36 protein-coding genes are annotated in these 24,947 nt (G+C 33.2%); all 36 read left to right on the top strand.

Features of this window, described 5'->3' with window-relative positions; all coding sequences use genetic code 11:
- Positions 1-68 precede the first annotated feature (68 nt).
- The 36 genes from EZV73_RS01690 to EZV73_RS01515 all read left to right on the top strand — a co-directional run bounded on the left by EZV73_RS01690 (position 69) and on the right by EZV73_RS01515 (position 24,823).
- Positions 69-479, top strand: a complete 411-nt coding sequence (locus EZV73_RS01690; protein WP_240837706.1) for a hypothetical protein — start codon at positions 69-71, stop codon at positions 477-479.
- A 15-nt stretch (positions 480-494) separates the two neighbouring features.
- Positions 495-1,160, top strand: a complete 666-nt coding sequence (locus EZV73_RS01685) for a nucleotidyltransferase domain-containing protein (protein ID WP_240837704.1) — start codon at positions 495-497, stop codon at positions 1,158-1,160.
- A 36-nt stretch (positions 1,161-1,196) separates the two neighbouring features.
- A complete protein-coding gene (locus EZV73_RS01680) occupies positions 1,197-1,808 on the top strand; it encodes a hypothetical protein (RefSeq protein ID WP_240837702.1) in 612 nt (203 codons plus the stop codon).
- Between the two features lie 20 nt (positions 1,809-1,828).
- A complete protein-coding gene (gene yqeK, locus EZV73_RS01675) occupies positions 1,829-2,461 on the top strand; it encodes a bis(5'-nucleosyl)-tetraphosphatase (symmetrical) YqeK (protein WP_240837700.1) in 633 nt (210 codons plus the stop codon).
- A complete protein-coding gene (locus EZV73_RS01670; RefSeq protein WP_240837698.1) occupies positions 2,458-3,294 on the top strand; it encodes a class I SAM-dependent methyltransferase in 837 nt (278 codons plus the stop codon). The genes yqeK and EZV73_RS01670 overlap by 4 nt, the downstream gene beginning before the upstream one ends.
- An 11-nt stretch (positions 3,295-3,305) precedes the next feature.
- Entirely contained in the window at positions 3,306-4,007 is a 702-nt protein-coding gene (locus EZV73_RS01665; RefSeq protein WP_240837696.1) for a nucleotidyltransferase domain-containing protein, read from the top strand.
- A gap of 17 nt (positions 4,008-4,024) precedes the next feature.
- Entirely contained in the window at positions 4,025-4,606 is a 582-nt protein-coding gene (locus tag EZV73_RS01660) for a hypothetical protein (RefSeq protein ID WP_240837694.1), read from the top strand.
- Entirely contained in the window at positions 4,578-5,366 is a 789-nt protein-coding gene (locus EZV73_RS01655) for a nucleotidyltransferase domain-containing protein (protein ID WP_240837692.1), read from the top strand. The genes EZV73_RS01660 and EZV73_RS01655 overlap by 29 nt, the downstream gene beginning before the upstream one ends.
- 2 nt (positions 5,367-5,368) lie before the next feature.
- A complete protein-coding gene (locus EZV73_RS01650; protein ID WP_240837690.1) occupies positions 5,369-6,007 on the top strand; it encodes a hypothetical protein in 639 nt (212 codons plus the stop codon).
- A gap of 8 nt (positions 6,008-6,015) precedes the next feature.
- Positions 6,016-6,462, top strand: coding sequence for a hypothetical protein (locus tag EZV73_RS01645; protein ID WP_240837688.1), 447 nt, complete (start codon positions 6,016-6,018; stop codon positions 6,460-6,462).
- A gap of 197 nt (positions 6,463-6,659) precedes the next feature.
- Positions 6,660-7,382, top strand: a complete 723-nt coding sequence (locus EZV73_RS01640) for a hypothetical protein (protein WP_240837687.1) — start codon at positions 6,660-6,662, stop codon at positions 7,380-7,382.
- A gap of 12 nt (positions 7,383-7,394) precedes the next feature.
- The gene (locus tag EZV73_RS01635) at positions 7,395-7,886 is read left to right on the top strand and encodes a hypothetical protein (RefSeq protein WP_240837685.1); all 492 of its coding nucleotides are present in this window, start codon (positions 7,395-7,397) and stop codon (positions 7,884-7,886) included.
- A 13-nt stretch (positions 7,887-7,899) separates the two neighbouring features.
- Positions 7,900-8,199, top strand: coding sequence for a zinc-ribbon domain-containing protein (locus EZV73_RS01630; protein ID WP_240837683.1), 300 nt, complete (start codon positions 7,900-7,902; stop codon positions 8,197-8,199).
- A gap of 14 nt (positions 8,200-8,213) precedes the next feature.
- Entirely contained in the window at positions 8,214-8,747 is a 534-nt protein-coding gene (locus EZV73_RS01625; protein ID WP_240837681.1) for a GNAT family N-acetyltransferase, read from the top strand.
- A gap of 318 nt (positions 8,748-9,065) precedes the next feature.
- Positions 9,066-9,965 (top strand): phosphotransferase, encoded by a 900-nt coding sequence (locus tag EZV73_RS01620; protein ID WP_240837679.1) that lies wholly within the window; start codon positions 9,066-9,068, stop codon positions 9,963-9,965.
- An 8-nt stretch (positions 9,966-9,973) separates the two neighbouring features.
- On the top strand, positions 9,974-10,720 hold the full coding sequence (locus tag EZV73_RS01615) for a nucleotidyltransferase domain-containing protein (protein WP_240837677.1): 747 nt from the start codon (positions 9,974-9,976) through the stop codon (positions 10,718-10,720).
- A gap of 21 nt (positions 10,721-10,741) precedes the next feature.
- Positions 10,742-11,359: a hypothetical protein gene (locus EZV73_RS01610; protein WP_240837675.1), complete on the top strand. Its 618-nt coding sequence runs from the start codon at positions 10,742-10,744 to the stop codon at positions 11,357-11,359.
- Positions 11,360-11,371: 12 nt separating this feature from the next.
- Positions 11,372-12,064 (top strand): class I SAM-dependent methyltransferase, encoded by a 693-nt coding sequence (locus tag EZV73_RS01605; protein WP_240837673.1) that lies wholly within the window; start codon positions 11,372-11,374, stop codon positions 12,062-12,064.
- Positions 12,065-12,091: 27 nt separating this feature from the next.
- Positions 12,092-12,679 carry a hypothetical protein gene (locus tag EZV73_RS01600; protein ID WP_240837672.1) on the top strand — a complete coding sequence of 196 codons (588 nt, stop codon included), beginning with the start codon at positions 12,092-12,094 and terminating at the stop codon, positions 12,677-12,679.
- 32 nt (positions 12,680-12,711) lie between these two features.
- A complete protein-coding gene (locus EZV73_RS01595) occupies positions 12,712-13,254 on the top strand; it encodes an N-acetyltransferase (RefSeq protein WP_240837670.1) in 543 nt (180 codons plus the stop codon).
- A complete protein-coding gene (locus tag EZV73_RS01590; RefSeq protein ID WP_240837668.1) occupies positions 13,255-14,019 on the top strand; it encodes a sugar phosphate isomerase/epimerase in 765 nt (254 codons plus the stop codon).
- Positions 14,020-14,038: 19 nt separating this feature from the next.
- A complete protein-coding gene (locus EZV73_RS01585) occupies positions 14,039-14,776 on the top strand; it encodes a hypothetical protein (RefSeq protein ID WP_240837667.1) in 738 nt (245 codons plus the stop codon).
- Positions 14,777-14,911: 135 nt separating this feature from the next.
- Positions 14,912-15,610, top strand: coding sequence for a hypothetical protein (locus EZV73_RS01580; protein ID WP_240837665.1), 699 nt, complete (start codon positions 14,912-14,914; stop codon positions 15,608-15,610).
- Positions 15,611-15,623: 13 nt separating this feature from the next.
- A complete protein-coding gene (locus EZV73_RS01575) occupies positions 15,624-16,493 on the top strand; it encodes an aminoglycoside 6-adenylyltransferase (RefSeq protein ID WP_240837663.1) in 870 nt (289 codons plus the stop codon).
- 131 nt (positions 16,494-16,624) lie between these two features.
- The gene (locus EZV73_RS01570; protein ID WP_240837661.1) at positions 16,625-17,686 is read left to right on the top strand and encodes an RDD family protein; all 1,062 of its coding nucleotides are present in this window, start codon (positions 16,625-16,627) and stop codon (positions 17,684-17,686) included.
- Positions 17,687-17,770: 84 nt separating this feature from the next.
- Complete coding sequence (locus EZV73_RS01565; protein ID WP_240837659.1) at positions 17,771-18,223, top strand: NUDIX domain-containing protein; 453 nt, start codon at positions 17,771-17,773, stop codon at positions 18,221-18,223.
- A 14-nt stretch (positions 18,224-18,237) separates the two neighbouring features.
- On the top strand, positions 18,238-18,783 hold the full coding sequence (locus EZV73_RS01560) for a cysteine hydrolase family protein (protein WP_240837657.1): 546 nt from the start codon (positions 18,238-18,240) through the stop codon (positions 18,781-18,783).
- A complete protein-coding gene (locus tag EZV73_RS01555) occupies positions 18,767-19,255 on the top strand; it encodes an AAA family ATPase (protein ID WP_240837654.1) in 489 nt (162 codons plus the stop codon). Before EZV73_RS01560 ends, EZV73_RS01555 begins: the two co-directional genes overlap by 17 nt.
- A 167-nt stretch (positions 19,256-19,422) precedes the next feature.
- Positions 19,423-19,929 (top strand): hypothetical protein, encoded by a 507-nt coding sequence (locus tag EZV73_RS01550; protein WP_240837652.1) that lies wholly within the window; start codon positions 19,423-19,425, stop codon positions 19,927-19,929.
- A complete protein-coding gene (locus EZV73_RS01545) occupies positions 19,929-21,233 on the top strand; it encodes a S41 family peptidase (RefSeq protein WP_240837650.1) in 1,305 nt (434 codons plus the stop codon). Before EZV73_RS01550 ends, EZV73_RS01545 begins: the two co-directional genes overlap by 1 nt.
- Positions 21,230-22,060 carry a GNAT family N-acetyltransferase gene (locus EZV73_RS01540; RefSeq protein WP_240837648.1) on the top strand — a complete coding sequence of 277 codons (831 nt, stop codon included), beginning with the start codon at positions 21,230-21,232 and terminating at the stop codon, positions 22,058-22,060. Before EZV73_RS01545 ends, EZV73_RS01540 begins: the two co-directional genes overlap by 4 nt.
- Positions 22,061-22,069: 9 nt before the next feature.
- Positions 22,070-22,609 carry a DUF4256 domain-containing protein gene (locus EZV73_RS01535; protein ID WP_240837647.1) on the top strand — a complete coding sequence of 180 codons (540 nt, stop codon included), beginning with the start codon at positions 22,070-22,072 and terminating at the stop codon, positions 22,607-22,609.
- Between the two features lie 12 nt (positions 22,610-22,621).
- Entirely contained in the window at positions 22,622-22,828 is a 207-nt protein-coding gene (locus EZV73_RS01530; RefSeq protein ID WP_240837645.1) for a DUF6199 family natural product biosynthesis protein, read from the top strand.
- Between the two features lie 45 nt (positions 22,829-22,873).
- Complete coding sequence (locus EZV73_RS01525) at positions 22,874-23,482, top strand: lactate utilization protein (RefSeq protein ID WP_240837643.1); 609 nt, start codon at positions 22,874-22,876, stop codon at positions 23,480-23,482.
- Between the two features lie 10 nt (positions 23,483-23,492).
- Positions 23,493-24,167, top strand: coding sequence for an HAD family hydrolase (locus EZV73_RS01520; RefSeq protein WP_240837641.1), 675 nt, complete (start codon positions 23,493-23,495; stop codon positions 24,165-24,167).
- A gap of 11 nt (positions 24,168-24,178) precedes the next feature.
- Complete coding sequence (locus EZV73_RS01515; protein ID WP_240837639.1) at positions 24,179-24,823, top strand: prolyl oligopeptidase family serine peptidase; 645 nt, start codon at positions 24,179-24,181, stop codon at positions 24,821-24,823.
- The last annotated feature ends 124 nt before the right edge of the window (positions 24,824-24,947 follow it).

The raw sequence follows: 24,947 nt of genomic DNA, 5'->3' as shown, positions 1-24,947 counted from the left end.
GGGATAGAATCATAGATCATTATACTCGGATTTGTTTTTAGACCATGTAGTTAAGTTTGGAGGAGTGTATGAAAAGAAAGATTATATTAATGATATTTCTTGTTCTAATACTGTGTTCTTGTAAAGATTCTCATGAACCCATATTCTTAGAAGTTGAAGAAATTGAAAAAGTGGAAGTCGCTAATGGTACAACAGGTGTTTTTATTGAGATAGAGGATGAAGAAACAATAGTAAAGATTTATGAGTTGATTACTAAGAGTACTTATATAGAAAAGGAAGAGACTGAAGATAAGGGGGGGTGGACCATAGGTGTTAGAATCTATTATGATGGCACCCACCACTGGTTTATGCCTGATGGCGTGAATAATTTTGAGTATGAAGATCATGACTTCTTTGTTAAATTACTAAATATTATTTTAGAGGAAAAGGATATAGATTTTGTTGAAGCGTATGTTGATCGTAACAAAGAAAAGGATTAGCACATTGGAGATAATATGACATCAAACATAATAAACAAGTTGACTAGTCATGTCATAGAAAAGTATCCCCAGTTAGATACTATTCTATTAGTTGGGTCTTATGCGTCAGGAAATCAAACAGAAGATAGCGATATAGATTTATGTATCATTGGTGAGTATGATGGTTTTAAAAGAGTCAAAGACAGCTTCATGGATAAGGATATAGAGTTCATGATAGCTCCGGTAAGTTGGTATTATCATGTTATAAGGGAGTATGAAAGAAAAGACAATTTTGGCACTATCACTTCTATGCTTTCTAACTCAAGAATACTTTATAGTTGTAATAAAGATATTCATACATTAATAGATGAGGCTAAGAAATATTATAGTAAAGGTCCGAGAAAAGTAGGGATGGATGAAAGAGCAAAAATTCTTACAAAAGTTAATAAAGAACTAGAGGACTTGATGTGTATTAAAGGTGATAGAATAAACTATATTTATATGAAGCATAAATTTATTAATTCATGTATCGATAATTTTTTTATCCTCAACAATCTGTGGTTTGTAAAAGATAAGAAAAAGCTAGAAAAGATAAAAGCTGTTAATGAAGACTTCTATACAAAATTGCACTTATGTTTTGAAGATGTCACAAAAGAAGTTTATCTAAGACAAATGACTCAAGCACTGATGCAAGAAGATTAAACTTTTGTTTTACTAGAAAGATTAAGGAACTAACTTATGAAAAGAAAATATTTATATGTAATACTGATGGCTATTTTTATATTAATTGGAACTTTATCGAGAGAATATGGCTTTAGTGAGGAAACGAGTATTAAAAAGTCAAATACGAACAAAGATGACAGCATTGAAATCTTACTGAGAAAAGAAACTTTTTATGGAAGTGCTGTACTCTATAAAAATATAGATTCCAGAATGAGTGGTATTGCTAAGATAGAAAAGTCCTTTGGTTTCTTATGGAAAGTAAAATCAAACACTAAGTTAAAGTATCTTGATGAAGGAGAAGCCTTTACAGTGATAGGTGAACATATTCGTAATTCTGATGAAGAAGAACAATTAATGATTGGTTTTCAAACAAACGACTCAGAAATGGCTTATGTGATTTGTGGTCCTGAAGATAATCAAATTGAGGATAAACTAGAGAAAGTTAGTAAAGAGGCGTTTGTAAACTCAAATCCAGCTTATCATCTTACAGATATATTAGATGGTTATGCACTGATTGTTCAGAAAGAATACGACGTGATTAACTGGAACTTCTACGTGTTTGATGAAAATGATAGATTAATCGCTACGAAAATAGCAGGGACTGGTGATGCTATTTATGTTGAATAGACTTATAGGATTGAGGAAGAATGAAGATTAAAGAATATGACTTATCAGAATACATAAATGAAGATTTAGAAGTATCTGTTGATGCTATTCTTAATGAGTATGGCCTTCTAATATGTAAGGACCATACCAAGCGAGTTGCAGATTATATTCAAGTATTAGCAAGAAAGTTTGGCTATGATCCTGAAAAGGCTAAAATTGCTGCACTACTTCATGATATCAGTGGCGTAATTCCTAATATAAAAAGGGTTGAGTATTGTAAGGTCAATCATATTGATTTGATTAAAGAAGAAGTCGAGTTACCTCTTATTGCTCATCAAAAAACATCTAGTCATATGGCAAAGATACAATTTGATATTCATGACCAAGAAATACTCTCAGCGATAGCTTGCCATACTACCCTTAAGAAGGATGCTAGTAAACTTGATAAATTACTTTTTATAGCAGATAAAATAGAATGGGATCAAAGTGGATTACCATCCTACAAGAAGATGGTTGAAGACTTGTTAGAGGATTCTTTAGAAGAGGCCATTTATGCTTATATGAAATACAATCTAGAAGGTGGTTTACTAAAGGTTGTTCATCCAGATTATCTAGAAGCGGTTACATGGCTTGAAGCTGAACTTAAAAATAAGACTACGAGGAGAGTTAAATGAATCAATCAGAATCTACAAGAGACTTTTATAACAAATATGGTGAAAAAGAATGGGAGAGACTTTTTAGAAGTCCACAAGATAAACTTAATTACATATTGCACATGGATTTTTTAGATGCGGAGTTAGGAGCTGGTATCACAGTTTTGGATGCTGGTTGTGGTGGTGGACGGTTTTCCGTTGATTTTGCTAAAAGAGGTTGTCACATAACATTACTTGATATCTCAGATGAGCAGATAAGAATTGCTGAAGAAAAGTTGAATGAATATGACTTAGGTTCATATGTGGACAAAGCTTTAGTTGGAGATATAGGAAATCTTGATATGATAGAGGATGATACTTTTGATGTTACAGTTTGTTATGGTGCACCCTTAAGTTATCTTTATGATAATTATTTAGACGGCATAAAAGAATTATACAGAGTAACGAAACCAGGTGGTCAGGTATTTATCAGTGTCAATAATAGACTGGGTGTAATTAGGACGCTCATTGGTAGAAATGGATTTGATATAGTTGACTTTTTAGCAAGAAAAGATTATTGGTTTGTAGATGAAGTTGTCCAAACTGGTAATCTTCCAAGTCATCCAGATGTCGCTCACCCGCCAAGACATTTCTTTGAAGCCAGTGAGCTTATGAATTTATTTAAGGAAATAGGTTTTAAAGATATAAAGTTAGGCAGTAGTCCATGTTTATCAGCTGGATTATCAGATCGTGTTGAAGAGATTTATGAAAATAAAGATGCATGGGAAACACTCGTTGACTTGGAGATAAAGTCCTATCAGAAGGAAGCAACTTTAGATCTAGGTGAGTTTTTAATGATTAAGGGAAGAAAGTAATAGGTGAAACTGTGACTGAAAAAAATGCTATAGTATTAGAAAACTTGTGTGATGATCTTAAGAGTAAAAAGAATGTTATAGGAATAATCTTGTTTGGCTCTTTGGCAAAGGGAAATAGCCATGGTTATAGTGACATAGACTTATTTGTAATTGGACATGGAGAAAAACATAGGACACAGTCTTATTTTCATGATGGTATTCAAATACAAATAATATGGCGGTCGCCAGAAATCTTTAAAGACAAGGTCGTAAAAAGGACAAGGACCTATCCAGTCTCTAACACCTGTAAAATTCTATATGACAAAACTGGGGAAATAGAAGAAGCAATTGATCAAGCGAAAAACAATCTAACCTTAGGTCCTCTAAGCTTATCTGATCATGACAAGCTTTTTAAGCATGCAGACTTTTCTATTGAGTATTATACGATTAAAGGATGCATTGAGAATGGTGAGCTTGCAACTGCAGTTTATATAATCAATGAGCAAGTGATGTTAGGAATAGATTTGTACTATGATAAAAATAATTACTATCTAGTAAGTCCTAAACATCTGATATCAGATTTGAAAACGAAAAATGAAGCGCTTTCAAGTCTAGCTGAAAGTATAATCTTAGAATCATCTCTAAATGAAAAAATGAGTTTGTTTGAAACTTTCAGAGAAGTTATTCTTGAAATTATGGGTGGAGAACTAACAGACTATGAGTTGTATTGGTAAATAGTAAAGGAATAATGATGGCAGAAATACATGTAGTACCATATATAGAAGAGAAAAAGGTATCTTTAATCGTAATAGGATTTGTAGGTTCCGAGCCTCATGCTTTAAGAAACACCTTAGAGTTGTATGGTTACAGAGTTGATACACACTGGGTTGGTTCAAAGACACAGTTAATTAAGATTCTTGCAGGTGAAATAGAAACTCATGATACCTTGATCTTAAGTTGTCACGGTATAAATGAAGGCATAGTTATAGATGGACAAGCACCACTGAATATGGAAGAAATAAGAAAGTACTGCAATTTAAAAGGAAAAATTCTTATCTCAATGGGGTGTTTGACTGGGACAAGAAAGTTTGCCAGAGCTATTATGAATGTTGGTGCATCAAGTTATATAGCCCCAGAAGCAGAAGTTGATGGCAATGCATGTTTACTCTTTGTCAATCATTTGTTCTACCACACTGTAAATGGCGACGACTTATTGACTGCCTATAAAAATCTTATGAGTTTGATGATGAAAGTAAACTATTTCGTTATTTTGATAGTGAAAATGTATAGAGGGTTCAAGAAGAATGATTGCAGATTTTACAGAAAATTTTGAAGTTAATGTTTGCCTAAAAGATTTTATTAATAGGTTAAAAACTGTCCTTAAGGACAAGTTGAAATCAGTTTATTTACACGGTTCGCTTGTTATGAATAGCTTTGACGAACGTTCTAGTGATATTGACTTACTCGTTATAATTAATGATCAAGTCAATTCTGATGAAGTAGATAAACTTAAGAAAGTGCATGCTAGTTTGATTTTAGACCATGTGTGGGGAAATAAGCTTGAAGTCTCGTACTTATCAATAATTGAATTCTTAAATGATGACATACCAGTAGAGAAACGACTTTACTTCAATTCAAGTATGCTTTCTTGGGAAAAATATGGTCAGGAGTGGTATTTTGAGAGGCAAATCATAAAGGACTATGGCTTTCTACTTCATGGAGATGGTCTTAAAGAGCTGATTGAAAAAGTTGATGCAGAAGTTCTAATCACTGCTTCAAAGCAAATGTTATTAGAGGATTGGATGCCACTACTTGAGAAAAAAGAATCCTTGAGCAATGAGTATATCGTATTTGGCATTTTAACCATGTGCAGAATAGCTTATTTAATGAGTAAGAATGAAATCGCAACTAAGAGACAAGCTGCTGAATGGATGATAAAAGAGTCGAAAGATGCATATATAATTCGTGAAGCCCTTGAGTGGTCAAAAGGTAGTCCATTTAGATACAGAATAAAAGGCACTGAGTTTATACAGGACTTTGTTGAAATGAATCATTCAACATTGAATCGTGTAGAAGATAGAGAAATGGAGTAATAATGAAAATTTTTATTGCACAGCCAAAACTTTCAAATAATATAGATGAACTGTTGAAAGCTATAGAGAAGGTTGATTGCGATTGCATTCTGTTCCCGGAAGGTTATATAGCGTTAGAAGGCCAGCTAGATCAAGTTGTTGATTTGGCTAAGACTTACGGAAAATCTATAGTAACAAGTTACAGAAGAAAGAAGAGTCCAAGAGATATGGCGATATTAATTAACGAGAGAGGAAATCTGATATTTGACAGAGAAAAATCTTCAGTTGAGGGACCTTTGTTACTACCTTCAACAGGCATAATAAACAAGTTAAATGTAGGATATCTTTTGTGTAGAGAAATATTTCTTGATTATAATAAACTCCTAGATTCAGATATCATTTTTAACCCAATAGGAGTAGGAATGTTTTCTCATGAACAGTTAATAGAATGGACTACTAGAGCCAAACAGATTGCAATAGATACTCGATCGATTCTAATTGGAACAAGCCATTCAGATGGTTCTTATAGAGACTGTGGTTTTTCTTTACCAGTTTCGTTTGTATATGACTCAGAAGGAAATGTTATTCACGAAAGTATAGATGATGCTCGATCGGTCTTAATAGATTTAGGTAGCCGCGAGGTTGAGTATATAAATATCTAGGGGGATATATGAAAAAATCTAATCTTATTATTGGACTATCGATTCTTTTGCTGATATTCTTACTTTCAAATCAGATATTTTCAAATCATAGAATGAAAAACTTCATTGAAAAAGATAAGGATGCCTTTGTATATAGGATATCTGACTGTTTGACTGATATGGAAGATGCCTTAGAATCCGGGGACATTGAAGCTATTCAATCTGCGCATTCAGAGTATAGCATTGCATTTATTAGAAGTAGACAAAAATATGATCAGTTAGAAAGTGATTTATCTGATAAATATCTAGATATCTTTGATTCATTTCAATTGTTTTCAGGTAACAAAGCAATTCCTTTGTACAATGCATTAGAGGACAGACCTGTGACGAACGTTGATTCAGATTTGTTAGAAGAATTAAAGGTTGAGTATAGAAGAACTACTGAAGAGATTGTTGATTTGCTTAGGTATGAGTAAAAAATACTTTTTGATTATTATTGAATGTAAAAGGATTCAGGTGCATGTTCTTTGATTGAGTAGGTGTAATGAATTAAGACAAGGACAAAGTAACTTTGATTGGCATTGAGAAGACTTACATATGTATTGTGACTTTGATTAGATTGCATAGAGATGAACTAGGATTGTAGCTTAGTTTAGAAAGTTGGTGAATTTTGATGATGAGAAAACTTAGAATAATGATGTTACTGCTACTTATGATAGGGTTAGTTTCATGTAATTCTGAAAATGAAACCATTGTATTTGATGATGATGTTAAAGAAGAGATCTTCTTGACTGAACATGAGATTGTTGAAAAGTTTGAACTAGAAAGATACAAGCTATTTAGTTTTAAAAGCCCGTATGATAACTATAAAGCGCTCATAGATGAGTATTGTTTAAGTCTAGATTCCAATGAGATGAAAGCCTATGACGTGTTTTTTGAAGGTATGGATGAAGAGGATCTAAAAGGCAAGTTTTTTGTAGGACTGACTGTTGATGAGTCTAGAGAAAGATTGATTGAAATAGGAGCGGACCTTAAGTGGTTGGATACCTTTATCACTAATTATGGTAATCCAAAACATAACTTATACATCAGTGAAATCATACCTGGATATTATGAAAATGAGTCTACAGTTATTGTTGTACAAGAGGTTGATATAGAGGCAGAATCTTTGTACGACCCATCTACATGGTATCGTGTTAGAGGGTATAAGTTTAAGAAAGTTGAAGAAAAAAATATGTTGGTTCAGATAAGTGATTCTTATGGTTTTACTTATTTAAAAGAAGAAAGCAACAATGATAAGTCTTTAGAAGAGATGATGGCTGAGCTTGAAGAGAGAATATTTGTTGATGGCAATGCCAATTATGTGAAAACCATAAATTTAAATGAGATAGATTGATTAGGAAAAAGCATGTTGAATAGTTTTTTATTTTATTACATAATAGCCTTTCTTGGTTTTATACTGTGTGCTTACATTATTTTTAATAAAAGACTTCATACACTTTTTAAGATATTAGGTGTATTAATAGTAATAGGGTTGATGACTTATCCACTTTTCACCCATAGACTCTTTAACTTAACCAAGGAAGAAATCACTCATATTCATGTGTTTGATGGAAACACAGGTTTGAGTCTCGAAATTGAAGATAGAGATGACATTGAATATCTTGTAGAGGAGCTCAATGCTTCAGTGTCCAAGATTGACTCTTTAGCAATGTTTCGAATGGGTTACAGTTTTAGGATTTCCATTTATTCAGGTGAAAAACTGAAACGAGAGTTTATTTTAAACAACCCAAACACTATTAGAGATTTGGGATTCTTTTGGAGTGTAAAAAAGAATCCTATTGATTACAGTTATATCGGGAAGCTGTATCAAGAAGTATATGATGATTATAGAGAGTAGATAGGAGGAGCTCATGTTTTTAATGGTTGATAAATATTTAAAAGATGTCTACTTAGATGAGTTTTCAGCTTATGAGATAAATGAAAACAATGATCTCCCCTATATGATGCGACTGAAACATAAGTGTGAGAATTGTGGTAGTGGTCCAGAACTCTCTTTGTTTGGTATGCAGTATCAGATTAGTCTTTTCTTTATTCCTATTGCAAGACATTTCAAGGAATATTATGTGAAATGTAAAAAGTGCCATGTAAGGCTTCTCATAGACTATGAGGAATACAGATCGCTTAAAAAGATTGCCAAAATGAGAGAGTAATATAGGAGGATAAGATGGACTATAGAATCGAAAAAATAAATGAGTCAAATAAACACTATCATAATAAAGCCGTAGAGGCCTTTGAGGTATTTGGAAAACTTGAAATTAGATATGATGAGCATGGTTGGCATACAAAAGAAAAATTATTAGATAAACCCTACTTGAAGTTATATGATGCCTTTCAAGCTGAGTGTGAAGACTACTTATCTAATCCAGACCAAACTATTTTTTATGCCCTTAATGATCATGAAGTTCTAGGTCAAATAGTCATCAGAAAGAACTGGAATAAGTACTGTTACATTGATGATATTGCAGTCAGTAAGAAGGCCAGACAAAAGGGTGTAGCGACTAGACTTTTAGATCAAGCTCAGAAATGGGCTCTTGAGAATAAATTAGGTGGCTTTATGTTAGAAACTCAGGACATCAACTTGGCTGCATGTAGATTCTATAAGAAAAATGGTTTTGTTATAGGCAGTATAGATAATATGTTATACAGACATTTTGATACAAAAGATGAGATAGCCATGATTTGGTATAAAGAGTTTTAAAGGCGCATGTAAGATATTTTGATTTGACCTAATCTAACAAACTTAGGCCAATCTAAAAAGGAAAGAGATATGAAAAATTTATTAATCGTTATGCTAATTACAACACTCATTTTAATGGGATTATATTTTATCTTTGGACAAGAATTAATCCCTGACCTGTCTAAAGCTTCTTTGATAAAAATCGCATGGCTGTGGAGCTTTATATTTGTCCAATTACGGCTCGCATACAGAATCATATTTAGAAAAGTAAAGGTTCGCTCATTTACGGATGATACTATAAAAGGTCGTCACAACTGGTGATCATACTTGGAGGTAAGAATGGTACTTATAGACTCTGAATTGAATGCAGAACTATCTAATAGCTTGAAGATAAGACATTTCTTTGATGAGGATTTTCATGTTAAAAGATTCCACTTAGAGGAATATGATAGAGACTATGACGTTTTCAAGCTTTTTACTGATAAGAAGAGTTTGATTTTAAAAAAGTTAGCAAGTAAAAACGAGTTAGAAGCGAATCGGTTGTTATCAAAGTTAAGTTGTGATTTTGTTCCTGAAATCTACTTTTTTGAATCTACTGGTGAAGAATGGATTGCCATGGAGGAAATCATAAGTTTAACTCGTTCTATGAAAAAGAGTGATCTTATTGAGTTAACGAGCAAACTAGTAGACTTATATTCTAAGTCCAAAGACTATATAGAGACTTGTTTGGACCTAAGATGTTGGTCAACTACACCAGCTGACCTACTATTAAAGCTTGAAGGAGATGATTTAACCCAAGAGGACATTCGGATTATTGAGATATCAGAAAACATTCTGAATAGGAGTTATAAGGCTTTTATTCATGGGGATTTGATTCCTTTAAACATGATTGTTTCTAATGATGGCGTAAAGGTCCTTGACTGGGAACATGGAAAATTCGGTCCTTATATACTTGATTTATCAAGGCTGTTAGGTGATTATAACATCAATCGTCCTTGGATTGATCCAGAATGGGAAGAAGATATTTTAAATGTGTATTACGAGATGTTAAAGGCAAGAAACATTGTTGATTCCTATGAGCAAATGAAGTTGGAATATGAATGCGGCAAGCTACACAATTATTTTGGAATCATTAGAGCATTTAAAGTACATGGATGGGAAAGAATAGATTGGTATGACTTAAACATGAGTAAATTACATGATACTATTAAAAGCATAAAAGAACATTTGTCTATGTAGGAGGGATATTGGAAGAGAAGTTTAGAGAGGTACTAACATCCTTTTATAATGATTTAGAGAGCATTCAAGGTCTTGAACTAATAGATATTGTTTTATATGGTTCAGCTGTAACAGGAGACTTCACCTATGGAAAAGGTGATATTGACTTTCTGGTTTTCATTTCTAATGAAATAGCATTAGAACAGGTGGTTGCAGTATTTGAGTTACACGAAAACTACAGACTTTCTGATGATATGTTTTCTCAGTTAGAAGGCACCTACTATTCTATTACGAGTGATTATGATCTTCGATCAGGCATATATATTGGAACATCAAGAAAAGGTTGGAAGACAATTGATGCAAATATTCATGGTAGCATTGAACAAGGTATGATCTTAAGTAAATATAGTGCGCTTAAAGGACGTATAGATTTAATTGATTTGTTTGAGATAAATCATGAAGCCATAGAAAATGAAATAAAAACTTTGAATCTTGAAATAGCTTCTATGAGCAAGGCAGTTCATGATATTGAGTTTCAAATATACGGCATTCAGACGCTGGCGAGATGTCTTTATACAAAAGAGACTAGGTCCTTTGTATCAAAGAGTGGTGCGATAGAATATCTAGATAAATTTAATGAGTTCAGTGCGTATAAAGAGACATTAGGAAAGATTAAGAAGCTTAGATATCCTTATTCAAAGGAAGATTTGCTTTCTCTTTCATATGATGAAACGAGTCGAATCATACTTGGTTTGACTGACATACTAAGCAGATAAAAATGTACTTGAGAGGTTGAAATGAAGAGGATAATAAAAGTATATCAACATATCATATTGCTTCTTATAGGAGCTCTTATAACATACATCTACATACAGAAAGGTTTATTTTCTATTACTGGGTTTGATACACTGGAAAATAGCCTTCTTTTACTAGAGTTTGTATTTTTAATGAATGCGCTTTTAGTATTTGAATTTTTATATAAGTATGTTAAGCTTTTAAGAAAAAAGATTAGGGTGGTGAAAAACAGAAGTTATTATAAAGTATTACTCGCATTAAGTCTTGTTTTTATCATTCATATTATCTATCTTGTTTGGATACATAATGGATCAAGTTTTATTATAGAGAGAAGTTTGATTTTAAGCATCTTAATCTTGAAGTTTTCCTTAGATACCTTTGTTTATGCAGGAAGAGATATGATTGCCTATGGTAATTTTACATATGTTATTGGTGATATTGAATCCATTTGTATGATTGGCAATACAATTTTAGCAATGAAAACAGAAGACAATGCTTATTATATTAGGAGTCTAAATAAAAACATCACTTCATGCCTATTGGATTCTATTGTTGCTTCAGAAAACTTTCAAGGCAGTCTTGTAGATGAAAGTGACATAAGAGAATCAGTAAAAGTATGATAAAGGAGATACATGAAAGATCATTTAAAATCAGTTGCTCAGTCTTATGACAAGGCAATTGAATTAGGTAAAAAAGGCATCAACTTATATAAGGACCTACCTGATTTTATAACAAATCATCCTGATTATCAGACTTATTTAATCCTACAGAATGAAGTTGGACAGGACAGTCAAAGAAATGAAATCAAGGATTTTCTAAATCCTGATAATAATATGAAACTTGTTGATCTTGGTTGCTGTTTAAACCTCATGTTTAATGGCTATGACGAGTGGACGTCATCTTATTATGGATTAGATATCAGTAAAGAGACCATACAGCTACTTGATAATTATGTTAAGTCTAAAAACTTAAATATCGGGGGACTTCACTGTGGATCCATTCATGAAACCCCTTATGAAGATGAGTACTTTGATATGGCTACTTGTATAGGTGTTCTTGAGTATTTTGAAAAAGATTTTGTTATAACGTCTTTAAAAGAAGCTCACAGAATACTCAAGCCAGGAGGGAAACTTGTTTTAGACATTCCCAATTTAGAGAATGATGTATTTGAAATAAATAAGCTCATTGAGTCACACTTGGGAAGACCTGACAAGTTTGATTTATCAAGAGATGACTTTGAGACCATAATAGAAGCCTATTTTGAAATCATCAATACAGAAGATGTTGTAGGTATGATTCAATATTTTCTTATAAAAAAAGATTAACTAGATAACTGTCACAAGGAGGAAGGTATGTTTTATTCACATGAAGAGTTAGAAGGAATCGCTATCTTTACCTTACTTGCTGGAGCTTTATTAGGCATCAGTCATCTAATAACAGTAAGCTTTGCAAACCTAGACAGTTATGTTTTTTATCAAGTCGATTTTATCTTTAACGCTATTAAGTATATTAGTATTATAGGCTTTTCGTTTTATGTATCATTAGAATGGCGAAAGATGAACTGGAAGAAAGTGTTGAAGTTGCTAGTACTAATATTAATGGTTACAACCTTATGTAACATGCAGATGAAAGTAGTTACTGAAGAGGGCATAGTCTTTAGAAGCTTGTTTAGTACAGAAAGTAAGGATTACACCCAAGTAAATCTAGTAAGAGTAAAGTATGAAAATACACCAACGACTTCTAGAGTTTCTTATACCATCATATTTGACGATGACCATAAGATGAAGTTCTTTGATCCCTTTAACATTAACAAGGGGAAAAAGGTACTTTACTTGAAATCAAAAGTTCAGGAACATAATCCTATCTATAAGATAGATGATTTAGATGAGAGGCGTTTTAAGCTTTTAATGGATTATGAACAAGAGTTGATGCGTGAATGATATTAATAGAATAGAGTGTTTAGGGAGGAGTTATGACAAAACAGTACAAGTTGTCTGATGGAAGAATGATAGACATTAGACTTATTTCTAAGGAAGATTCAATTAGCGATTTAACTTCTTTAGTTAACAAGTCCTATAAGCTTTTGGCTGATATGGGCTTAAACTACTTGGCAGCTACACAAGGTGATGAAATCACGTTAAAGCGTTCTCAGAAAGCATATAAATGTTTTATAGGTATCTGTGAAGATCAGATGATTGCGACGCTTTCTTTATACGCACCTAAGCCTTCAGATAAAAGTGGTTGGTATAATAGAGACTTTGTTGCTAAAGTCGGTCAATTTGCTGTCCTCCCCCAATATCAAAAGTTGGGTATTGGCTCTATGATGATGGATCTTGCAGAAGTTGAGGCAGGTCAAATAGAGGGCGTTACTGAAGTGGCATTGGACACTGCAGAAACAGCTTACCATTTGATAAAAATGTATGAAAAACGTGGTTATAAGTACATTGAGACTGTTGATTGGGATATTACTAATTATAAGTCTATAATCATGAGCAAAAGACTCAAGGTGGTTTAAATGAATATTTCAACCATAATTATGAATCCTGAGCGATTTGATAGTGAACAGTTTGAAGCAAATAATATAGGTATTGAAATACAAACCTTCCCACAAGATATGTTAGATGATAACTATGATGACTTGATTGAACTCTGGAAAAGTAAGTTGAAGAACTATAATCAGACCATATCCCTACATGGTTCTTCTTTTGATCTTAATCCAGGCTCTACTGATAAACGAGTTTTAGAGGTAACCAAGTTTAGATATCTACAGTCTGTTGATATAGCTGAAAAGTTAAATGCTGATTATGTCGTATTTCATAGTCAAGTCAATCCGCTATTAACAGTAGAAAGAATTAGGAAGTTAAAATTAAAGAATCAAATAGACTTCTGGAATGAGTTGTTAGAGCATAATATTCCATCTGATATTTGTGTACTTCTCGAAAATGAATATGATGAAACTTATGAGGATATCTTAGAGATTATAGATGGTGTTAACCATGATAATATAGGTGTTTGTTTAGATATTGGTCATGCGCTAGCATACTCAAAAGTTAGCCTAGAAAATTGGATTTTAAATTTAGGAGATAAGATAAAGTATATCCATGTACATTGGAATGATGGTACTTGTGATGCCCATGATAAACCCAGCAATGAAGAGTTAAAGATATTAGCAGATTTACTGGATAAATATAATATTGAACCTGTGATTACACTTGAGTACTACTTAGATAATATCTGTGATGAAATCAACAAAGTAAAAGAAAATATGATAATACAGTAAAAAATATAATTGGAGATATATGGACGAGAAGAAATACAAACAAGCTTATTCAGTATGGGCTTACTCAAGAATTTTAGTTTTTATAATAATTTTACTAGCATACCTTATGGCCGAATGGAGACGATGGTTGACATTGCCTGCACTGGTTATGTTTATTATAATGTTACTTTCTGAAAAGTACATTATTTTAGGTGTACGAAAGTTAAAAATGCATATTAATGGTGCTCAGATGAAAGGCACAACTTATGATGATTTTAATTACCTATTTAATTTTTATTCGTCTAATGAATGTTATAAGTCACTTATTTTAGATTGGCATATGGCTTTTAAAAAATATAAGAAAGAGAAGAAAGATGAACGTTTTAATGATGATAAATTTTATGAGAAGGCTCTGATTATATACGAGCTCTTCAGAATAAATCAAGAAATAACAAGTGCGAAAAACGAAGATATTGATGTACTAGGCATAAACAGTTTAAACTTTGATGTCATAGATTATGTTCAAGATCATTTTGTCTACATAGACCATCGAGGTAAAATGATTTATTTGATTTCAAATGACAATGACTTATATTTTATAAGGAATAATAAAAAATCAAAAGAAGACTATCAAGAGATAATCAATGATATAGGATATGACAAGAGAATGCCCATTAATTATTCTTACAGGTTTCTGATATCAAACAAGACTATTGTGAATGAAGAAGATATTAGATTAAGTTCGCAAGTAAGTGAGTATGTTTGGACAACACTGTAATTATTGAAAGCAAGATAAAATATCTGTTTCACTTTACAAGTTGGGATATGAAGAAATTTAAGAGTAGTTATGTTTGAATGAAGCGATCGCAAAAGTATATGGTCTTAAAAAAAGTAGAAATGAAAAGAGAGAGGAATGTTAAAGAAACTATTACTATGTGTCATGGTTTTACTATTGATAGGATGCAGTAACACTCAAGATTATGACAAATTAGAAGCTAGTCTTTATAAGGCTAATGAAGAGATTAAACTGCTGACTGAGGAAAATGATTTGCTTGAAGCATCTATTGAGGAGCTAAGATTATCAATTGAGAAATTAGATGATGCTTCAAGAACAAAGGATGCGAAAATCAGAAATATGAATCAGGAGATTGAGGCACTTCAAGTTAATGAACATACTCATAGAAATACTTTAGGGGAAGTCTACAATGATTATTTAACCATGTTTGCCTATGATGTGATTAGAGATTTGGAGAATTATGAAATGCTCAGTGGAGTTATAGCAAATTACGATAAAGAAACAGGAAGAATAGATTTTTATATAGCTGAGTTTGTTGCTTATTACGATAATGAAAGGATAGAGGAACTAAAGATAGATACAACGGCCTCAAATCCTATAGCAGGCTCTTATATTTATTTGCATAAGGATAAGACTGTGTCATATGAGTTAAGTGAGAACTTTAAGTTTTACCTCATTGACTGGGATAAACATGCAGATTTAAAAGAAAGATCATTGGAAGATTATTTGAAAGAGTATCCTGAGTCACAAACCTTGTTTAAGATCGATATTGTAAATAATAAAGTTATTAGGTTTATGGAGTATTTTTTAGATTAAGTTTGGGGGAAAAATGAGAACTGACAATGATATGCTAGAAATGATTCTTAGTTATGCTGAGAATGATGAAAGAGTTAGGGCTGTAACTCTTAATGGATCTAGAGCCAGTCAAACCGCACTTAAGGATAAGTACAGTGATTTCGACATTGTCTATTTTGTTGAGGATGTCCGGGACTTTACAAAAGAGAAGTCATGGATTGAAGTGTTTGGAGACATACTGATTGTTCAATATTCTATGGACTGGTATTCTCATCCCTATGATTATTCTAGTAGAGAACTTTTTATCTATTTGATCCAGTTTGCAGATGGTCATAGGATTGATTTATCCCTAGTGGATTTAAGTAAAATGGATGAGTTTTTACAAAAGTCAAAGGAACCGACATGTGTTCTTTTAAATAAGGATAATTTCAAAGAGCTGAATGATACGTTTGATGAGTCAAAGTTTCATGTAAAAGAGCCGACTGAGTTTGAGTTTAACAATACATCTAATGAGTTTAGATGGATGTCGATTTATATCACTAAAGGACTCTGTAGAAGACAAATCTATTATGCCAAGTATGCCTATGATGTGCTTTTGATGGAAATGTTTATGAAAATGATCAGATGGAAGATTGGCATAGACCATGATTTTAAAATTACTCTAGGTTCCTTTAACAAATACTTTAATAGATACTTGTCTCAAGAAGAAATGAACAAGATTCATAATATTTTCCCAAATGGTTCTTATGAAGACATTTGGGACAAGCTGTTTTTTATTTATGATTTCTTTCATGAACTTGAAAAAGAGGTTAGAGAATACTATTCTTATTCTGTAGATGAAAAAGAAGTTATAAGAGTGCGAAAATATCTTCAAGAGAAACAAGAAGACTACAAGCAAACCTAATGCTTAGATTTTGAAAATATTAACAATGGATTAAGGATAAAGTCAAGTTTAAGTCAAATAAGCTGGCTTTATTTTATTTGTAGAGAGTATGTTATAAGCTTTTGTAAATGATAAAATATTAGGAGGCTAAAATGAGTGAATATTTAGAGATTAATCAAGAGGTCAAGAGAGTCAATAGGGTAAAACACCCTTGGAGAAGATTCTTTGCTAGATCATTAGATATGGCGATTTACAGTATCATTATAACAACTTTTGAAGCTTTGGTCCTACATGTAGATACAAGTGGACAGCCCTTTGTGAGTATACTAGAGACCTTTATTGCAATTCTAATTATGCTTGCTCTAGAGCCTTTGATGTTATCAACTATTGGAACAACACCAGGTAAATGGATCTTTGGTTTAGTCATTCGAAAGACAGATGGTAGAAAAATCACCTATGGTGAAGGTTTTCAGAGAACTTTTGTTTTACTAGGAAAAGGTCTAGGCTTTCAACTTCCAATCTATACCTTATATAGACAGTACGTGTCATATAAAGATTGTAGTGATGGAGAAGAGTTAGCTTGGGATGAAGATTTGGCTTACAGTATCAAAGACTTAAGTGGTTTAAGAATTCTAGGCTATTTTGCAGGTTGGGCTGTACTAATTGGACTGGTTATGCTGATTACTTTTAGGGCAACCATGCCTACAAACAGGGGCCCTATCACAAATGAAGAATTTGTTGAAAACTGTAATGACTTTGTGTCTTTTAACAAGTTAGATTATGGGATGAAATTATCTGAAAGTGGTAAATGGGTAGAAAAGAGTTACAGTCCTAGTGATTATTCTTTTAACTTCATGGCATCAATTATGCCTGATTATCAAGTGATAGAGGAAAATGGTCAGGTTAAAAGAGTCCTTTTAGAAATTGAAGAGGATACAGATAAATTCTTCTTTAACTTAGAAATGCATTTTCTTACAGCCTATGTTTCATTTGTAGGTGCTGATAAATCACTTAGCCATGGTGATGTATACGATAAGGCTATATTAGAACAAATAACTAGGTGGAAAGAAAACTATGAGTTAGAACTTGATGGCTATAGAATTACCAATCAAGTAGAATACGATGGTTATACTTCAACCTCGTCAACATTGATTCCAAAAGACGGTGAAGAACAATATTTACATCTTGTATTTACAGTTGAGAAAATAGATTAGGAGATTTATGTACAACATTCAATTGGATAAGTTATGTGACAGACTAGAGTTAGGTCAAGTAATGGCTAACTATGGAGGATAGATTTGAGAACAAATGATAGAAGTCAATGTATTGTCATAAGAGAGGAAAAGCTTCTAATGGCCAAACACCATATGGATGGTATGTCGTGGTATTGCCTACCCGGTGGTGGCGTAGAAGAAGGAGAATCACCAGAAGAGGCAGCACTCAGAGAGTTAGAAGAGGAGTGTTTGGTTAAAGGACGTATTCTTATGAAGACTTCTACTTATCCTGATCCAATGACACAAGGTTATATCCATACTTATTATGTAGATATAAAAGATCAAGAACCTGTATTAGGTGAAGATCCTGAGCTTAAGGAAAATCCTATTCTAATAGATATAAGATGGCTTTCTTTAGACGAAATATGTGAAAGAGACAGGGCTTATCTATGGGCTGCAGGCCTTTTAGCTGTTAAGTCATTTTCAAAAGAGCTTGAGTCTTGGGGAGACGACATCAGTTATCCAAGCTACAGATAAGATTAAGGAGAGATATGAAAGCGCTCATTGTAATAGATATGCAGTATGTAATCACATCTAGAAAGGATTTTATACTTGTTCAAAATAACATAGACCTTTTAATTAAAGCTTATAGAGAAAAGGGGCATAAGATTGTTTTTACAAGGCATGTTGTAGATATTGATGAAAAACATAATCCTTATCATTCTCAAAGGGAAGAATCTAAGATTGACAGTGATCTCGTTCTTGATGAGGATAAAGTTATTCTTAAATCCACTAAGAGTATTTTTAGAGATACAGGCTTAGATTTATTTCTTAAAGACCTGGGTATTAGAGACCTAACAATTGTTGGTTTTAATTCCGACGATTCTTGTCTTATCTCAACATTTGCTGCTTACGAGAGAGGTTACAATGTTATTTTTGTAGAAGATGCAGTGGAGACTTTGCGAGATGGTTATGACTATGATATGCCAGAACTTAGAGTAAATGATCTTGTTGCAAGGTCCATTGAGATGTCAGGTGGCGCAGAGGTCGTGTTAACAGAAGATATATTAGGAGAATTTAGTGATTATTATATTTAGAGGAAAGGCTGCCACAGGTAAAACCACTTTAGCAAAGGCATGTCATGATAAAATGGGTATTTCAGTCATCAGTAAGGATACTGTCTTTGATGATCTGCTTTTAAAAGGTATCTCTTGGGACGATGCCAATCGAATAACTTATGATACTTTAGCAGAAAAAATACAGGCAGCTCATGATGCAGGTGAAGACTTAATAGTTGATATTGGTCTTTCACATACACCATACTACAGAAACTTCTTGTCTATGATGAAGTTGAAGCATGTAAAGCACTTCCTATTTATGTGCGATGATCATATATGGAAAGAGCGTATGGTTAAACGTATTCAAAATCCACAAGGACCTAATCAGACTTTTAAGTCTGTTTCGGAGGCAAAAGAACATTATTCTAAATACCATATAGTCCCTATATCTGGTGAAGTATGCCTAGAAGGCTCTAGACCACTAGAGGAACTTATGAGTTTAGTACTATAAATATTATGTAAGTAAAAAATTAACATCTCCAGTATGCGTGAAATATAGCATACTGGAGATATTTTTTCATAAAGATTAAGTTAGTCTTATTTAAAGATACTGAGCTTGTTATTGATTTTCATTTTAAGGTAAACTATACATAGAGACAATTAAATTGTGAGGTTATAATGAAAAAGATAGTGATTGTACTGGGTGTCCTACTTCTTGTACTTGCTTCATTATTACTGAGTCAGGACTATGAAACCCTTTATCTGTATGATGGACCAGAAGAAGAGCTTTTCAAAGACATGGAGCAAGATTTTGATGTTTTTTACAATGGATTTAAAAAGATTCATAAGGTAGAAATAAAGGTCAAATCCAACATGATTCAAGAACTTATTTTTACTGAAGAAATAATCATTCCTAGAAACCAAGTGGATGTTATAGAGAAGTTAGAAGCCTATTATGAGGACCGAAAAATATTAGAGACTTATATGGATAATCACATAAGACTAAAATATTATGTTTCTCATGACAAGTTTCTTGCTGTGACTAGTATAGATTGTAGAGATTTAGATAATGAAGCTTTTATAGAGGCTTTTAAAATGGATAGGGCATTATCAGATAAGGGACTGGATTATAATACCTACAAGACAACTTTAAAAGAAATGGGTTTTAGCGAAGAGGAGAATTAATGACAAAAGATGAAATTATAAAAGACATTCAGTGTTTGATAAACACAATAGAAGCAGTACACCCAAATCCTTACTACAACAGTGATGAGAAAAGAATAAAAGAAATGTTTTCTCAGGCGTATGAGGATGTATACGATGATATGACAGAGCTAGATGTCTTTAAGGTCATAGGTCCTTTAGTAACGAGTCTTAATGATGGTCATACTTCTGTATTTCCGGGTCAAGTCTACGATAAGTATATCGGTTCAGGTAAGTCCTTTATGCCTTTAGATGTTCATATGGTTGATGGAGAACTTGTAATAAAGCATGTCTTATCTAAATCAAATCTTAATCAAGGTGATCAGGTTCTTTCTATCAATGGTGCCTCTGCAAGTGAACTGACTAGAGTCATGATGGACTATATCAGTAGTGAAGATAAGACCTTGAAGCATGAACTTGTTTCTGTCTACTTTAGGGCTTTTTTATGGATGCTCTTCAAGATGGAAAAAGACTTTGATATTACTTATAAAAGAGACCATGAGGTTTATAAGACGCATTTAAAGGGGATAGACTATAATCAATTGGTCACTGCTCTTGATGACTTGAGTCCAAATACCGGACAGGTAAGTTTTGAAATAACAGACAATATGGGGCTTATGACTTTCGAGAGCTTTACAGACTTTGATCAAAGTGAAGACCTTGTTCATGGCTATTTTGATGAACTTATTAAGAGGGATATCAAACACCTAATCATAGACTTAAGAAACAACTCTGGTGGTGATTCCAGATATGGAGAAGCTTTACTAAAAAGGCTCTATGACAAACCTTTTAGACAGTTTTCAAAAGTAAACATAAAGGTGAGTGACCAAGTAAAGGATTACTATAAAAACAATGACTTTATCAGAGACTATTACAAATCTTATGATGAAAACATTCTTACTCAGGTTGAAAATGCCAAGGTAGGTACTATGATTTCTGTGGCAGGTAAATATATAGAGCCTCATTCAGCAAGGTATTTAGGACAAGTTTATCTTCTTACCAGTGGTAAAACATATTCTTCAGCATCTTCTTTTGTATCTGCCTTTCATGATTATGAGTTGGGACAAATTATAGGTCAAAGCCCTGCAGGTTATTCTAATTCTTATGGTGATATATACATGTTTACTCTTGAGCATAGTGGTTTAGAAGTCTGTGTGTCTCACAAGTACCATATAAGACCGAATGGGGATGAAGAACTAAATAAAATAATCCCTCATATTTATATGGACGGTATCAGAAATAAGAGCATAGACGATATTATAAAGGCTTTAGGAGATTTAAAATGAATATTCAAATAGAAAAAATGAAAAATAGTGACTTTGTAAATGCAAAAGATCAGTTAGATTTTTATGATGCAGATGTAGAGCTGACATCAGCCCTTGAGAAAAAGAGTCATGATTTATACAAGATTGTAAATGGTGATGATCTTCTTGGTCTTATTCAGATAGAACAAGGCAAACATGCTTATCTCTATGTTTATATAGATCCTAAGTATAGAAACAAGGGCCTAGGTCAAAGGGCATTAGAGATCGGTGAAGATATGATTGATAAAGATCAGGCTGAACTGATTTTAACCATGTATAAATTAGATACAGATATTTCAAAAGCCTTTGCTATAAAAAATGCTTATTTAAGAAAGTTTTCTTCAACATACATGACCTATAATGGAGACAAGTTTGAATGCGGTGATTTACCAGTAAGACAGTACAAGGATGATGATTATGAGTCTGCTCATGAGTTATATGCCAGAGCCTTTCATGAAATGAGACTATCTACAGGTGATTTTCCTGATTCGATTATAGAAAAGCCGAGTACTCAAATGAAAGAACATTGGCATAAAACAAGTAAGGACAGACTGGTTTATACAAAGAGTAAAGAGATTGTTGCATATGCCCACTTAGAGGGTAAAGAGTTATCGAGTGTGTCTGTTAAAACATCTCATCATAATCAGGGCATTGGCAGTGGCTTTATCAAATACATATGCAACCAGATTTTAGATGAACATGATTGTGTAGACCTCTTTTGTGTGGTTGGTAATAAGGCCAGACATCTATATGATAAGTTGGGATTTAAGGTAGTTTATACTGCAGAGTTTGCTACTAAAAAAGTTTAGGAGGTATGCATGGCTAGCTATGAAGGACTTCTAGGTATCTTAAAAGAGCGATTTGAAAAGAATAAAGATCATTACCCTGAGATTGCTTGGTCAGATATAGAAAAGAGACTGCTAGATAACTTAGACAAGGTCTGGTCACTTCAAGAAATGGAATCATCAGGAGGTCAGCCAAGTTTTGTCTATTATGAGGCATCCTCTGATAAATATGTATTCTTTGACTGTTCAAAGGAATCACCCAAAGGCAGACGATCTATATGTTATGACCATGAAGCCTTAGAGGCAAGAAAAAAACATAAGCCAAAAGACAGTGCGATTCATATGGCGGAAGTTATGAAAATAGACATTCTAAGTGAAAAAGACTATAAGAGACTACAAGACATGGGTGACTATGATACCAAAACATCATCTTGGATACAGACACCTGATTCTATTCGATCTTTAGGTGGTGCGCTTTATTGTGATAATAGATATAAGACCGTCTTTACTTATCATAATGGTGCGGATGCTTATTTTTCAGATAGGGGTTTTAGAGGTGCACTTAAACTATAAGGAGCGTTTTAAATGAACTTATTAACGATATTATTTTTAATTGTCTTTGGTTCAGTCATGCTAGTCAAACCAGATATTTTCTATATGATAACGGAGTCTTGGAAATCAAGTACTGAAGGTGAACCAAGTGATTTCTACATAGCACACACAAGATTTGGTGGGGTCATTTTTATAGGCGTCGGTATCTTTGGATTGATAGTCTATATTTTTTTCATGTAAGCCTAGAGGGTTTGGTTATTGATAGATTTAAGGAGATAAATCAAGTTGAGATTGAATGATATTAAGAATAATTTTGAAGATAGAAATATTGAGTTTAAATACTTTGAGTCAGAAAAAGATTTATTGGTGTCTATTGAAAATGAGATGAGAAAACATGAGACAATAGGTATTGGAAACTCTCAAACATTAAAGCATTACGAGATAAGTGATATGGCTTTAAAATTAGGTAAAGTAGTTTATGATAAGACTCTTTCAGAAGATAAAGACCAAGTACGAAAGCTTAAGAAACAGGCGCTTTTGTCTGACTGTTACATCACATCTTCTAATGCCATTACAGAAGACGGCAAAATAATTAATGTTGACCATAGTGGTAACAGGGTAGCTGCCATGACATATGGACCTGATAGGGTCTTGGTTCTTGTGGGTATCAACAAGCTGACCTTAAATGAACAAGCTGGTATCAAAAGAGTATTAAATGTGGCGACACCTAAAAATGCCAAACGTGCTAAAATAGCATCACCTTGTAGCATGGAAATGTCCTGTGATACATGTCATCAAGGTGTAAGAGTCTGTAATTATCTGTCGATTATAAGAGGACAAAATACAAAAGGTCGTATGAAAGTCTATTTGATTAATAAAGAGCTGGGCTTTTAGAGAGGTAGACATGAAGAAAAAAGCATTGTTATTTGATTTGTTTTTCACACTGATTGTGCCGAAATACACTAAAGGTGCTAATGAGTATGATCTTCTTTCTATTAGTGAAAACAGGTGGAATGAGATTACTGCTCATGAAGGTTTGTATAAAAAAAGAGCCTCAGGAAAGAATTTAGATCCTGAATCTATTTTAGAAGAACTTGTAGGTCTTACATCTGTAAAGGCAAGTGAGTCCATGATAAGAGACTTGGTGGACATTAGAATCAAGCGCTTTAAGAGAGCTGTGGAAGATGTCGAGCCTGAAGTGATCGAGACATTAGAAGTCTTAAAAAACAGAGGTTATAAACTGGCTATTGTCAGCAATGCCGATAGCATAGATGTTATGCACTGGCAGACATCGCCTTTAGCTGGTTTATTTGATGAAACCATATTTTCATATGAAGTAGGTTGTTTAAAGCCAGATCCAATGATTTACCAAACAGCTCTCGAAAGATTAGGATGTAAGCCAGACGAATGCATCTTTATAGGAGATGGTGGTTCTGATGAACTAAGGGGTGCCAAAACACTTGGTATGACGACACTTTTGACAAGACATTTTATCAATCGTTATGAAGAGGGTCATGATTATCATGCATACATTGATATGTGCATTTCAAGGACTAAAGACTTGTTGACTATATTATAAAGGGGAAAGTTATGCAAAAAAATATGACATTTGAAAAAGAAATACTGAAAAAAGTTTCTTTAGATTATCTGCTTTATCTACCAGATGATTATGATAAAAAAGATGAGTGGCCTTTAATTTTATTCTTACACGGTGCAGGTGAAGTTGGGGACAATTTGGCTTATCTTAAGACGCAAGGATTACCTAAGTATCTTGAAACAAACAGCCTAGATGCAATTGTTGTTTCACCCCAATGTCCTAGAAACACCAACTGGGGCATGTTGATGGACGAACTCTATGAACTTCTTAAGTCTATTAAAGCTTCATACAAGGTGAATCTTAACAAGGTTTACTTAACAGGACTCAGTATGGGTGGTTATGGTACTTGGACATTAGCAGTTAAACATCCTAAAGAGTTTGCAGCGCTTGTTCCTATCTGTGGAGGCATGGTTCATAAAAACTCTGTTGAGATTTTAAAGGATATGCCAGTATGGGTTTTTCATGGTGCAAAAGACAATGTTGTACCTTTAGAAGCTTCTAAAAGACTGGTTGATGTTTTAGAAGAATGTGGTGGTAATGTTAAGTTTACAGTCTATCCTGACTTAAGACACGACTCATGGACTAGGACATACAACAATCCTGAACTTTATGAATGGTTGTTCAATCAAAGTAAATGATGTTTGAATCCATGTTCTCTGATAGGATTAGAAATCATTATCTGCTTGTATGATAGGTAGTTTTAAGACTATCTTAATGGTAAATTGGGAATATTTGTTGTAGACTTAATTAGGTATGCATTTT

Source organism: Acidaminobacter sp. JC074 (genome assembly GCF_022496765.1).
Taxonomy (GTDB): domain Bacteria; phylum Bacillota; class Clostridia; order Peptostreptococcales; family Acidaminobacteraceae; genus JABXKX01.
Note: the sequence above shows the minus strand (reverse complement) of the source record. Positions and strands in the feature narration are given on the sequence as shown.